We start from the raw sequence: 12,573 nt of genomic DNA, 5'->3' as shown, positions 1-12,573 counted from the left end.
TCGACGTCAAGACCACCCTCGCCGCCAAGCCCACCACCACCTCTCCCTGACCCGACGTCAGGTGCACCCCGCCGGGTCAGGGCCGATCACGGCCCTGAGCGCGCGGGGTGCACCTGACGTCGCGGAATGAGTGGGAGTGCTCAGGTGAGCATGCCGCCCGGGCACGAGACTGTGCCCATGAGCACCCGCGCCCAGGTCCAGCAGCTCGAAGCAGAGTTCGCCGACGCGATGACCCGCATGTACACCGTCGGCAACGGCCTGGCGCGCCTGCGCAGCCAGCTCGAGCGCGAGGAGGGGTACGGCATCCCGGATGCCGCCCGCACGGCTCCCCTGCCCCCTCCCGTCGCCCGCCCCGCAGGTCCCCCGGCGGTACCCGCCGCGCCGCCCATCACCGCGCAGGTACCGGCGCCGCCGGCAACGCTGGGTCCGTGGCAGACCCCCACCCCGTCGGTGCCGTGGTACCGCCGCGAGGGTGCGGTGACGCGGGTGCTGGCCATCGCGGGTGCCGTCATCACCATGGCCGGGGTCGCGATGTTCCTCGTCCTGGCCGCCCAACGCGGCTGGTTCGGCCCGGAGGCGCGAGTCGCCGCCGGAGCCGTCCTGGCCGTGATCCTCATCGGGCTGGGCGTGCGCAGTGGTCGCGCCGATCTTCGTGGGCGCGACACCGTCGAGGGCGCACCCGCAGCGGCCGTGGGCGCACCCTCAGGGGTCGGAGCAGCGCCCGTCGCCCTGGTGGCCACCGGTGTCGCCACCGCCTACCTTGTCGTCGTCGCCGTGACCACGGGCTACGGCTGGGTGCCCACCGCACCGGGTCTGGCCCTCGCCGGTGCCGTCGCACTCGGCGGGTTGCACCTCGCCCGCAGCTGGCGCAGCGAGCTGCTCGCGGTGCTCGTCGTCCTCGGAGCGGCCGTGCTGGCTCCCGTGGTCGCCCAGGGCGGTGGCTGGGTGGTCACCGGCTACCTCGCCATCCTCTGCCTCGCCGGCTGGTGGGCGTCGGGCGACCGGACCACCCCGGTGCTCACGCTGGCCCGGGTGCTTCCGCTGACGTTGGCGCTGCTCGTGAGCTCGGTGGCCGGAGGTGGCACGGTGGACGACGTCGGCAACCTCGCGATCGCCGGCATCGCCCTCGCCGCGACCCTGTTCACCTCGACCCTGTCGGTGCGCCGCGATCCCGGCGACCTGGCCGCCTCCATCGCGGTCGCCCTGCTGGCGATCGGGCTGTTCGCCGCGACGACGACCTTCGACAACCCGGCGCGCACCCTTTCCCTCGCCACGGCATCCGCCGTGCTCCTCCTCACGGCAACCACGTTGGGTCGCGGCCCGGTCGGCCCGGTGGCCGGCCACCTGGTCGTCACCACGGGCGCGGCGGGCACCGCGTTCGCCGTGCTGGCGGTCGTCGCGGGGGCACCGACCCGGTTCATCACGACCGGGTTGCTGCTGCTCGCGATCGTGGGTCTGGCCGTCGCAGGAATCACGCGTTCGCGGGTGAACCTCGTGCTGGCGGCAGGCGTGACCCTCCTGGGCGTCGTCGGGTGGCTGCAGTACCCGCTGACCGTCGCGGCGTCTGCGCGCACCCTGCGCGGCGACATGGCGGCGGCGCTGCTGGACAGCATCGTGCTCGCCGGGGTGCTCGCCATGGTCGTCTGGGCGATGGGCCAGCAACGCGGTCTGGGGCGTGAGCTGCGCGTGATGGTGCGGATCGCCGTCTGGGTGCTGGGGCTGGCCGCCTCCGCGACGGCCCTGGCCGCGGCTGGCACGCTCGTCGGCGCGCGACTGGGCGACCCGACCCTGGGGTTCACCATCGGGCAGGCCGTCGCCACGATCACCTGGATGCTGGGAGCCGCATGGTTGCTGCTGCACGGCCTCGAGCGTTCGCCTGACGCCGACCTCACGCTACGCACGGGCCTCCTGCTCGCCGCCGTCAGCGTGGCGAAGCTGTTCCTCTACGACCTGTCGTCGCTGAGCGGCATCGTTCGCTCGGTCGCCTTCATCGCCGTGGGTCTGCTGCTGCTGGCGATGGGCAGCCGCTACGCCAAGGCGTACGAGCGGTCGCGGCCACCCTCGTGACGCGAGCCCGTGGTGGGTGGCACAGTGGCCCGATGCGCGCGCTCCAACGCCGGTGGGTGGCCGACTGCGCCGTCGCCGCTCCCCTGGCTGCGCGGGAGGTCGTCGACGACGTGGGGCACGACCTGCTCACTCGCTGGAGCGAGGAGCACCGGCGCTACCACGGCCTCACCCACCTCAGCGAGGTGCTCGCCGCGCTCGACCGGCTGTGCGCCACCCGTGCCGTGTCCGCCGAGGACGCAACGGTCGCCGTTTTGGCCGCGTGGTTCCACGACGCCGTCTACTCGGTCACCCCTGCGACGCCAGACCGTCCCGGCACGACGGGGGCAGCAGCGGCCGCAAGGACAGCCACCGTGAGCAACGAGGCGGCGAGCGCAGACCTGGCCGAGCACCACCTGAGCGCGCTGGGGGTGGCGACGGCGACGCGACGGCGCGTCACGGCATCCGTGCTCGACACCGAGCACCACGATCTGGGCAGCACCGCCGGTGAGGACCCTGCCCGGGTGCTGCTGCATGACGCGGACCTGTGGATCCTCGCGGCTCCGGTGGTTCGGTTCGACGAGTACTGCGCCCAGGTGCGCGCCGAGTACGCGCACGTACCCGCGGCGGTCTACGCCCGTGAGCGCTCTGCCGTGCTGCGACCGTTCCTCGCGCGGGACAACGTGTACCGCACCGAGTACGCGCGGTCGACGTGGGGGTCGGCGGCGCGTGAGAACCTCGCCCGCGAACTCACCCGGCTGGCGGGCTGAGGGTCGCCTCGGCGAGCGCCCACCAGAACTGGCGGGAGCACAGGGCCTCGAGCTCGTCCCAGGTGACCCACTGATGGTGTGACGTGTCGTCGAGTTCAGGGGTGAGGGCGGGTCGGATGCCGGGGACGCTCACCTCGTAGACCTGGAGCAGGTCCTCCCCCTCGCGCCACAGGCCCCCCGAGGATCGGTGGTGGAACCGCTCGTAGCCGATCGGGGTGAGGTCGCGCGGGGGGACGTGCAGGCCGGTCTCCTCACGGACCTCACGAACTGCGTTCTCTCGCACCGACTCCCCCGGCTCGCGCCAGCCACCCGGTGCACCCCACTCGCTGCGGCGCACGGAGTGCACGAGAGCGAAGTCTCCGGTGTCGTCGCGGACGAAGGCCATCGCCGCGAACACCCGCCCCACGTCGGCCTCGCGGGGCGAGGCGATGAGGTCGACGTCGGCACTCGTGCCGTCGACGAAGCGGATGCCGGTGATCTTGGCGACCCCGGTGTCGCCGCGGCGCTTCTGCAGGCGCAGGCCGCTTCGCTGCAGGGCTCGGAGCAGGTCTCGTGCCGGCGTGGGCTCCGCGCCAGCGGCGACGACGGCCGCGTAGCGCTCCTCGGGGATGTCGTAGTGATCGCCCTCGAACGCCCTGCGGGGGATGCCGGCCGCGCGGGCGAAGGCGTGCAGTTCCTCGGTGCTCGTGTCGCTGATCAGGTGCGACCACCGGCGGCCGTGGGCCTCGGGGCGAGGCGGGTCGATGAGGATGGCCACGCCCCGATCGTAGGCGGGTGCCCGGACCTGGTGCCGATCGTTCGCCGGCCGACCCGTTCACGCTGGCCGAGGCGGCACCTGGGCCCTGGTTGGGGTGCCGCGCGGACCTCGTGGCAGATCCTTGCTCCCGATGTGAGTCCCTGCTCCCGATGTGCGCTGCTGCAAGGGCTCACCGGCGGAGTAAGGATCTGCGACCGGAACAAGGACCTGCGACGACACCGCGCCGTCCCCCCACCTCGCCTGCCCCTCGCACCAGCCCTGTGGATAACTTTCGGGGCGGCGTCGGCGATCGTCCTAGTGTCGTCAGCAGCGGGTGCGCCACTCAGGTGCAGCCCTGAACGAGGGGGATTCCCATGGCAGCACAGTTCACCGTCGACACCGAGCGCATCGCCGGGGCAGCGGGCGACATCGCCCGCATCTCAGCCGAGATCGAGGGCCAGGTCGCCACGATGATGGCCCGCCTGAACGGCCTCCAGGACGCGTGGACCGGCAGCGCATCGGCACAGTTCCAGGGCGTGGTGTCGCAGTGGCGGGGAACCCAGCAGCAGGTGCGCACCTCGCTGGACTCCATCGGCCAGGTACTCGGCGCCGCGGGCACCCAGTACGCCGACGCCGAGGCCGCAGCCACGCGGATGTTCACCCCCTGAGCCCCTCGTGCCCGGGCTGACTGAGGGGCAGCCCGGGCAGGAGGATCAGGGTCGTGCCGGGAGGGACCGGGCCGGGAGGGCCTGGTCAGTCGCTGGCGATGGCCCGCAGGATGTCGAGCTTGGCCGCGCGTCGGCCCGGCCACAGGGCGGCGAGCACCCCGACCACGGCAGCCACCGCGACGAACAGCGCCAACTGCCCGACGGGGATGGCGAGCACGTCGATGCCGTCATCGATGAGCGAGCGCTGGAGCGCCAGGGCGAACGCGAGTCCGAGCACGATGCCCAGCACCGCCCCGAGCAGCGCGATCGCCACCGACTCCAACCGCAGCATCGTGCGCAACTGGGTGCGGCTGAGGCCCACCGCCCGCAGCAGCCCGATCTCACGCACCCGCTCGATGACCGACAGGGCCAGCGTGTTGACGATGCCGAGCACGGCGATGACCACGGCCAGGCCGAGCAGGGCGTAGACGATGAACAGCAGCTGGTCGATCGGCGCGCGCTGCTCCTCGGCGAAGGTCTCCTGGTCGTTGACCGTGACGGTCGGCAGGTCGACCACGACGTCCTTCAGCGCAGCTCCCAGCACAGCCCGGTCGACACCGGGGGCTGCCACGACGTAGACCGTGCGATCGGTTGGCGGCACCCCGATCGCGTCGAAGCCCTCCAGCGACATCGTGACGTCCGACTGCAGCACGGCACCCTCGACATAGGTCGCGACGACCGTGGCGTCCGTCGTCGCACCTGCGTACTCGATCTTGACGGTCGACCCGACCGCCCACCCCCGATCCGCAGCGAGCTCGCTGGAGATCGCCACGGAGGTCGCGTCGAGATCAGCCAGGGTGCCGGTGACGATCTCCGGCCGTGCCACGGCATCCACGGCCGCCGGGTCGACCGCCGACGCGAAGTCGCGGTCGCCGTCGACCTGGAGCACCGCACTGCGCACCCGCGCCACTGCGGCGACACCGTCGACCTGCTCGATCTCGTCAGCGACCGTCGAGGAGAAGGCCTGCCCCACGGCGTTGGACACGACGAAGTCGGCCACGATGTCCTCGGAGAGCGACTGGTCCAGGCTGGCCTTGGCCGAGGCACCGAGCACGGACATCATCGTCACCAGGGCGACACCGATCATCAGGGCGGATGCCGTGGCCGCCGTGCGTCGCGGGTTGCGGCGGGCGTTCTGCTCGGCCATCAGCCCCACGGCTCCGAAGGAGCGGCGGTAGAACCACCCCAGGGCGGCCAGCACCGGCCGACCGAGCACGGGGCTCAGCAGCGCCGTGCCGACGAGGACACCGAACGCGCCCGCACCGAGGACGTACGTGGGCTGCGACCCGAGGTCGGCGAGCCCGGCCGCCATGGCCGCGATCCCGGCGGCGAGGAGCGCCGCACCCACGGCGAGGCGCCAGCGCAGCCCGCTCTCGGCGAGAGCGACGTCGTCCCGCATCGCCGCGACCGGGGGAACCCGGCCAGCCCGACGAGCCGGCAGGTACGCGGCGGCCAGGGTGACGAGGATGCCGACGACGAGTGCCACGACGACGGTGCGCGGCCGCAGCACGAGCTCGTTGGCGCTGAGGTCGAGCCCGATCCGACTGAAGAGCAACTTGATCCCGACGGCGAGCACGAAGCCCATCGCGATACCCACGGCGGATCCGACGAGGCCCACGACGCCGGCCTCCGCAAGCACCGACCGCGCCACCTGGCGTCGGCTGGCACCGATGGCCCGCAGCAGCGCCAGCTCACGGCTGCGCTGGGCGACGAGGATCGAGAAGGTGTTGACGATGAGGAAGGCGCCGACGGTCAGGGCGACCCCGGCGAAGACGAGGAGGAACGTCGTGACGAAGGACAGGGCCTCGTCGATTCGGGTCGAGGCGCGCTCGGAGGTCGCGTCGCCGGTCGCGGCCCGAAACCCCTCGGGCAGGACCTCCTTGACCGAGGCGAGCAACTGCTCCTGGCTCGTGCCCGGCGCCGCGGTCACCCACACGGCGGAGAAGGCGTCCTCACCGCCGAGGTAGACCTCCTGAGCCTTCGAGGTCTCGAGCATGACGACGCTGGCACCGACCAGAGCCGACGCGCCGAAGCTCGCGGTCCCCACATAGGTCACCTCGATACGGGGCACCTCGCTCGTGGTGACGAGCGGGATCCGCTCCCCCAGCAGGTAGCCGGCCTTGCGTGCCGTGGACGGGTCGAGCACGACCTCGTCGGGTGCCTCGGGCCAGCGTCCGCTCTCCAGCGTAGCTGAGGGGATGCCGTTCGCGGCCGGCCCCTCGGTGCGGTTGACGGCGATCCCGGGCGGGCCCTGGCCCCCGATGAGCTTGCCGTCCTTGCCGACGACGAACGTGCCGAAGTTCGACACGCGCCCGTCCGCGCGGGCCGCCCCGGGCACTGCTCCCAGCTCATCGACGAGGGAGGCCGGAACGGTGCGTGTTCCGAGGGCGCCCGGACCGGACGCCTCCTCGTCATCGCTCGACCCGGGCTGCACGATGACGTCCCCGACGGCCCCGCTCGTCAGACCGGTGAAGGCTCGGTCGAGGGTGTCGGTGAAGATGTAGGAGCCGGCGACGAACGCGACACCGAGGATGACGGCGAAGGCGCTGAGGAACAGCCGCAGCTTGTGCGCGAAGACATTGCGCCAGGTGGCCTTGAGCACGGGTCAGGCCCCGACCGGCCGACCGAGGGCGGCCATCTTCTCCAGGACCAGCTCGGGGGTCGGCTCACGCAGCTCGTCGACCACCTTGCCGTCGGCGAGGAAGACGACCCGGTCGGTCCAGCTGGCCGCACCGGGGTCGTGCGTCACCATGACCACGGTCTGGCCGTGGGTGTCGACGACCCGCCGCAGGAAGCCCAGCACCTCGGCGCCCGACGTGGAGTCGAGGTTGCCGGTCGGCTCGTCGGCGAAGACGATGTCGGGCCTCCCGACGAGCGCGCGGGCGCAGGCGACGCGCTGCTGCTGCCCCCCGGACATCTCGCTCGGGCGGTGCCCGAGTCGGTCGCGCAACCCGACGGTGTCGACGACCTCGTCGAACCACGCGGCATCCGGCTCGCGTCCGGCGATGGCCGCCGGGAGCACGATGTTCTCGCGGGCGGTGAGCGTGGGCACGAGGTTGAAGGCCTGGAAGACGAACCCGATGCGGTCGCGCCGCAGTTCGGTGAGCGCCCGCTCCTTGAGCGTGGTGAGGTCGACGTCCCCGACGAAGACGTGGCCAGCGCTGGCCTCGTCCAACCCAGCCGCACAGTGCATCAGCGTGGACTTCCCCGACCCGGACTTGCCCATGATCGCGGTGAACTCCCCCGCGTACAGGTCGAGGGTCACGTCGTCCAGGGCGACGACCCGGGTCTCCCCCGAGCCGTACACCTTGCTCAGCCCCTCGACCCGGGCGGCGGCCAGGCGCGGCGTCGTCTCGCGGGCGGTGGTTTCGGCGAGGGTCATGGGAATCCTTGTCAGCGTGGCCGGCATGAAACCCGGCAGGGGGTCAGGAGGGCACACACGCGCACCCACTGCCCGCCCAACGGTAGGCGAGCCCCGCCGTGTTCCGCGCAGGCTGTCAAACCTTAGACAGACCCTCGACCAACCGTGGTGACGACGCCAACGGCGTGATGTGTGCGGCATACACGGTCTGCAAGGCCGGGCGGTCGACGTCATCGACGACGACCCCCGTGACCCACGTCAGGTCGAGGGAACGCTCACCGACCGTGACGAGGGCGAGGTTGTTGTCGAACCACGGCCCGTCGGTCACCGTCCACGGGTACGCCGGGTCCGGCACGCGCCGTGACCTGGCGGCGATGAACCTCATCGGGCGCACGAGCGAGCGGGCGAAGAGCGACATGACGACCCGCACGGCGCGCGGCATGGGGTTGCGGATCGGGGAGCACACCGCCTGCACGATGCGCGACGAGGCACCGAGGCGTTCGGGGTCGCTCACCTGCGCCAGGTAGGAGTTGTGCACGTCCCCCGACAGGAACGTCACGGTCTGTGGCGCCGCGCCCCGCTCACCACGGGCGACCGCCATGACCATCTCGAACACCTCGTCGAAGCCCTCGTTGAACGCCGCCCAGTGCTCGAGGTCGATGCGGCGGCGAACCCGCTCGGCGCCCCTCGCCACCCGCCGCCCGTGCGACCCCTGCGCCATGGCCTCGTTCATCGCCTCGAAGTCGTGCAGACCGGGCGGGAGGAGGAACGGCAGCGAGGTGCCGATGAACAGGTGGCGCACCCCTCCGCGCATCACCGCGTCGAGCCAGCGCATCTCGTCGGCGTCGAGCATCGAGCGGCCGTCGGGACGCAGTTCACGGGCCGCGCGCGAGTCGACGACGACCAGGGCGCAGTCCCCGAGGGCGCGCGCGTAGCTCCAGCGGTACGTCGACGGTTCCTCGTCCGCCCGGGCGGCCACGGCATCCAGGACGTCCGAGAGGTCGAGCTCACCAGGCTCCCCGGATGCCGCGTGCGCGCTCACGTGGCGCCACACCTCCTCGTCGGCGAGCTCGGCCGGCGAGAGGTTGCCGATGTGCTGGTGCACCCAGTAGGCCCCGAGCCCGGAGACGATGCGCTCCTGCCACCACGTCGTGGCCCGGATCTCGCGCCGCCACGACCACGACGTGTTCCAGTCGTCGCGGATGTCGTGGTCGTCGAACATCATCGCCGAGGGCACCGTCGACAGCACCCAGCGCACGACGTCGTCGCTCCACGCGAGCCGGTACAGCTCGGCGTACTCGACGAAGTCCTTGATCTCGTCACCGGGAGGCAGCGACAGGTCCCGCCGCGCCGCCATGAACTCCTCGAGCTCGGGGTGCGGCGCGGTGTCCGCGTAGACCTGGTCGCCGAGGAGGAGGAGCAGGTCGGGCCAGTCCGTCGCCGGGTCGTCCCTCAGGGCAATCGCGAAGGAGCGCAGCGCATCGACCCCGTGGGCCCGGTTGCCCTCCTCGTCGTGGCTCCCGGTCGTGCGGCAGGTGCCGAAGGCGAGTCGCGGTTCGCGGGTCGGGTCCAGCGTGCGAACCCGGCTCGGCGGCATCCCCTCACGAGGCCAGACGGGGGTGCCGTCCAGGCGGACCTCGTACGCGTCGTCGCTGCCGGGCTCGAGCCCGTCGAGGACGACGAGCGCGAAGTGCGACCCGTGCACGGCGAAGGTCGGGGCACTCCAGACGTGCCCGGCCCGCTCGACGGTGACCAGCGCGGGATCCGCCGTGCGAACCCAGATCGTCGCCGACGACTCGTCGACGTAGCGCAGCAGGGGTCCGAGGACGAGCGGGTCAGTGGCGGTGGCCGTGGTCATGGGTCGATCCTGCCTCGCCTTTCCCACCAGATGCTGGGCACCCCCTGAATGGTTGCTGAGCGCACGGCGTCTACGTGGCGGCTACCGTGTCCGCCATGGCAGGCGCGCGGACATGACGACCCCGAACCACCCGGCGGTCGACGAGTGGCTCGCCCGACTCGACACCGAGGCGTCGGCGCTGCCGGCGGAGCGGCGGGCCGAGCTGCGCACGAGCATCGACGAGTACCTCGCGGATGCCGTCGGCACCACCCCCCGCTCGGAGGCCGCGGTTCGCCAGGTGCTCGCCGACCTCGGGGATCCTGCCGACCTCGTCGCCGAGGCCAGCGGCCAGGCGGTGGCTCCCGAGATCGAGTACCTCGCACCCGACCCGTTCGGCGCCCCGGTGACCGGGCCCCCGTGGCTGGAGGTCGTGACGATCACGCTGCTCGCGGCATCGGTCGTCCTGGCGCTCGTGCCGGCGACCTCGGCGTTCGCACCGCTGCCGTGGCTGATCGGCTGTGTGCTCGTGCTGCTCTCGCGGCGCTGGGGCGCCGCCGACAGGGCGCTGGCCGTGGTCGCCTTCGGTGTGCTGGGCGTGCCCCTGCTGCTGCTCGGCCGTGACGAGCTGCCGACGACCTCGAGCCTGGTGGTCGCGGTGGCCCTGGCCGCCCTGTGGCTGGGCACTGCGGTGCGGTTGCTGCTGCGGGCCCGGACCCCGGTCGACCAGGGCCGCGGCCTGCGCATGACCTGACGGACATGCCACGAGGGCGGCCCCCGGTGTGGGGACCGCCCTCGTGCGGTGAGACCTGGGTGGCTCGGGTCAGAAACCCATGCCGCCCATGTCGTCGCCGCCGGGCATGGCCGGCGGGTTCTTCTCCGGCTTGTCGGCGATGACGGCCTCGGTGGTGAGGAACAGCGCGGCGATCGACGCAGCGTTCATCAGGGCCGAGCGCGTGACCTTGGCCGGGTCGATGATGCCCGCGGCGATGAGGTCGACGTACTCGCCGGTCGCGGCGTTCAGGCCCCAACCGGAGTCGAGGTTGCTGACCTTCTCCGCGACGACTCCACCCTCGAGACCGGCGTTGATCGCGATCTGCTTGAGCGGGGCCTCGATGGCGACGCGCACGATGTTCGCACCGGTCGCCTCCTCACCCTCGAGCGAGAGCTTGGCGAAGGCGGCCTTGCCGGCCTGGATGAGGGCGACGCCACCACCGGCGACGATGCCCTCCTCGACGGCGGCCTTGGCGTTGCGCACGGCATCCTCGATGCGGTGCTTGCGCTCCTTGAGCTCGACCTCGGTGGCCGCGCCCGCCTTGATGACGGCGACGCCGCCGGCGAGCTTGGCGAGGCGCTCCTGGAGCTTCTCGCGGTCGTAGTCGGAGTCCGACTTCTCGATCTCGGCACGGATCTGGTTGACCCGACCGGCGATCTGCTCCTCGTCACCGGCACCCTCGACGATGGTCGTCTCGTCCTTGGTGACGACGACCTTGCGGGCGCGACCGAGCAGGTCGAGCTCGGCGGTGTCGAGCTTGAGGCCGACCTCCTCGGAGATGACCTGGCCACCGGTGAGGATGGCGATGTCGCCGAGCATGGCCTTGCGGCGGTCACCGAAGCCGGGGGCCTTGACGGCGACCGACTTGAAGGTGCCACGGATCTTGTTCACGACGAGCGTGGACAGGGCCTCGCCCTCGACGTCCTCGGAGATGATGAGCAGCGGCTTGCCCGACTGCATGACCTTCTCCAGGAGCGGGAGCAGGTCCTTGATCGACCCGATCTTGGAGTTCGCGATGAGGACGTAGGGGTCCTCGAGCACGGCCTCCATGCGCTCGGTGTCGGTGACGAAGTAGTGGCTGATGTAGCCCTTGTCGAAGCGCATGCCCTCGGTGAGCTCGAGCTCGAGGCCGAAGGTGTTGCTCTCCTCGACGGTGATGACGCCTTCCTTGCCGACCTTGTCCATGGCCTCGGCGATCATCTCGCCGATCAGGGGGTCAGCGGCGCTGATCGACGCGGTCGCGGCGATCTGCTCCTTGGTCTCGACGTCCTTGGCGGCGGCGAGCAGCTCGTCGGAGACGGCCGCGACGGCCTTCTCGATGCCGCGCTTGAGCGCCATCGGGTTGGCCCCGGCGGCGACGTTGCGCAGGCCCTCGCGGACGAGCGCCTGGGCGAGGACGGTCGCCGTCGTCGTGCCGTCACCGGCGACGTCGTCGGTCTTCTTGGCGACCTCCTTGACGAGCTCGGCGCCGATCTTCTCGTACGGGTCGTCGAGCTCGATCTCCTTGGCGATCGAGACGCCGTCGTTGGTGATCGTGGGGGCGCCCCACTTCTTCTCGAGCACGACGTTGCGGCCCTTGGGCCCCAGGGTGACCCTGACGGCGTCGGCGAGCACGTTCATGCCCCGCTCGAGACCGCGGCGCGCCTCTTCATCAAAAGCGATGATCTTGGCCATTCGGGTGGTTCCTCCACGCGAATCGAAGGTGGAGACCGGGCGGCGCCCGCGACGGACGAGTCGGATGCCGTCAGCTCACGCGCCGGGGCACCCCACCCTCACCGGACCGGTCAGGATTGTCACTCTCATGGTGAGAGTGCTAACGCCATTATTGGCACTCTCACCATGAGAGTGCAAACGCCGGGCCGCCCCCGAGCGGGCGGTGACCGGTACCGGCCCTGCCGGGCGACCCGGGAGGTCAGGTGCGCGCGACGACCGCGGACGGCATCCGGCCCCACCCGCTGGCGCGCCGGGCGACCCGGTCGATGCCGAGGCCGAGCAGCAGGGCCGCCACCACGCCCAGGACCGATCCGAGCAGCGGGTTGCCCTCGAGCCAGTGGCCGGCCAGGGCACCCACCCCGACCGACCAGGCGGCCCAGGTCGTCGCGGCCACTGCCGCCAAGCCGACGAAACGACGGGGCGGGAACCCGGTCGCCCCCGCGGTGAGGTTCACGGCCACCCGGCCGAGCGGGACGTAGCGCGCCGAGAGGATGACGACGGCACCGCGCCGGTCGAGCGTGTCCGAGGCCCGGCTCAGGGCTCGCTGAGCGGAAGGCCGGGTGATCCGGTGCAGACGCTGCGGACCGAACCGCCGACCGACGACGTAGGTCAGGGAGTCACCGAGGAAGGCCCC

Annotated in this window: 10 protein-coding genes; 4 read left to right on the top strand and 6 right to left on the bottom strand. The window is 71.8% G+C overall.

Annotated elements, in window-relative coordinates:
• The first annotated feature begins 177 nt into the window (after positions 1-177).
• A complete protein-coding gene (locus PLL68_RS07395; protein ID WP_324533092.1) occupies positions 178-2,067 on the top strand; it encodes a DUF2339 domain-containing protein in 1,890 nt (629 codons plus the stop codon).
• Between the two features lie 32 nt (positions 2,068-2,099).
• Positions 2,100-2,813: an HD domain-containing protein gene (locus PLL68_RS07390; protein WP_324533090.1), complete on the top strand. Its 714-nt coding sequence runs from the start codon at positions 2,100-2,102 to the stop codon at positions 2,811-2,813.
• Here the strand turns inward: PLL68_RS07390 and PLL68_RS07385 are convergent.
• Positions 2,794-3,570, bottom strand: a complete 777-nt coding sequence (locus PLL68_RS07385) for a DUF4031 domain-containing protein (RefSeq protein WP_324533088.1) — start codon at positions 3,568-3,570, stop codon at positions 2,794-2,796. The two genes, PLL68_RS07390 and PLL68_RS07385, sit on opposite strands and share 20 nt — an antisense overlap.
• Positions 3,571-3,923: 353 nt before the next feature.
• On the opposite strand from PLL68_RS07385, the gene PLL68_RS07380 reads away from it, so the two are divergent.
• On the top strand, positions 3,924-4,217 hold the full coding sequence (locus tag PLL68_RS07380) for a WXG100 family type VII secretion target (RefSeq protein WP_324533086.1): 294 nt from the start codon (positions 3,924-3,926) through the stop codon (positions 4,215-4,217).
• A gap of 85 nt (positions 4,218-4,302) precedes the next feature.
• On the opposite strand, the gene PLL68_RS07375 is transcribed toward PLL68_RS07380, so the two are convergent.
• The 3 genes from PLL68_RS07375 to PLL68_RS07365 form a co-directional block, all read right to left on the bottom strand.
• On the bottom strand, positions 4,303-6,858 hold the full coding sequence (locus tag PLL68_RS07375) for an ABC transporter permease (protein WP_324533084.1): 2,556 nt from the start codon (positions 6,856-6,858) through the stop codon (positions 4,303-4,305).
• A gap of 3 nt (positions 6,859-6,861) precedes the next feature.
• Positions 6,862-7,638, bottom strand: a complete 777-nt coding sequence (locus PLL68_RS07370; protein ID WP_159903110.1) for an ABC transporter ATP-binding protein — start codon at positions 7,636-7,638, stop codon at positions 6,862-6,864.
• Positions 7,639-7,753: 115 nt separating this feature from the next.
• Positions 7,754-9,475, bottom strand: coding sequence for an alkaline phosphatase D family protein (locus PLL68_RS07365; protein WP_324533081.1), 1,722 nt, complete (start codon positions 9,473-9,475; stop codon positions 7,754-7,756).
• A 112-nt stretch (positions 9,476-9,587) separates the two neighbouring features.
• On the opposite strand from PLL68_RS07365, the gene PLL68_RS07360 reads away from it, so the two are divergent.
• Positions 9,588-10,205 carry an HAAS signaling domain-containing protein gene (locus PLL68_RS07360; protein WP_324533079.1) on the top strand — a complete coding sequence of 206 codons (618 nt, stop codon included), beginning with the start codon at positions 9,588-9,590 and terminating at the stop codon, positions 10,203-10,205.
• A 69-nt stretch (positions 10,206-10,274) separates the two neighbouring features.
• Here PLL68_RS07360 and groL read toward each other — a convergent pair whose 3' ends face one another.
• Together groL and PLL68_RS07350 are read right to left on the bottom strand one after the other, a co-directional pair.
• The gene (groL, locus tag PLL68_RS07355) at positions 10,275-11,900 is read right to left on the bottom strand and encodes a chaperonin GroEL (protein WP_324533077.1); all 1,626 of its coding nucleotides are present in this window, start codon (positions 11,898-11,900) and stop codon (positions 10,275-10,277) included.
• A 238-nt stretch (positions 11,901-12,138) separates the two neighbouring features.
• A partial coding sequence (locus PLL68_RS07350; RefSeq protein ID WP_324533075.1) for a DedA family protein occupies positions 12,139-12,573 on the bottom strand: 435 nt, incomplete at its 5' end.

The organism is Ornithinibacter sp. (assembly GCF_035443565.1).
GTDB lineage: Bacteria > Actinomycetota > Actinomycetes > Actinomycetales > Dermatophilaceae > Fodinibacter.
This window is presented reverse-complemented; position numbering and strand designations above follow the sequence as displayed.

What these genes read in the sequence shown, in the direction of transcription:
- PLL68_RS07395 (WP_324533092.1), top strand. Translation starts at nt 178, where the DNA reads ATGAGCACCCGCGCCCAGGTCCAGCAGCTCGAAGCAGAGTTCGCCGAC.
- PLL68_RS07360 (WP_324533079.1), top strand. Translation starts at nt 9,588, where the DNA reads ATGACGACCCCGAACCACCCGGCGGTCGACGAGTGGCTCGCCCGACTC.
- PLL68_RS07380 (WP_324533086.1), top strand. Translation starts at nt 3,924, where the DNA reads ATGGCAGCACAGTTCACCGTCGACACCGAGCGCATCGCCGGGGCAGCG.
- PLL68_RS07390 (WP_324533090.1), top strand. Translation starts at nt 2,100, where the DNA reads ATGCGCGCGCTCCAACGCCGGTGGGTGGCCGACTGCGCCGTCGCCGCT.
- PLL68_RS07370 (WP_159903110.1), bottom strand. Translation starts at nt 7,638, where the DNA reads ATGACCCTCGCCGAAACCACCGCCCGCGAGACGACGCCGCGCCTGGCC.
- PLL68_RS07365 (WP_324533081.1), bottom strand. Translation starts at nt 9,475, where the DNA reads ATGACCACGGCCACCGCCACTGACCCGCTCGTCCTCGGACCCCTGCTG.
- groL (WP_324533077.1), bottom strand. Translation starts at nt 11,900, where the DNA reads ATGGCCAAGATCATCGCTTTTGATGAAGAGGCGCGCCGCGGTCTCGAG.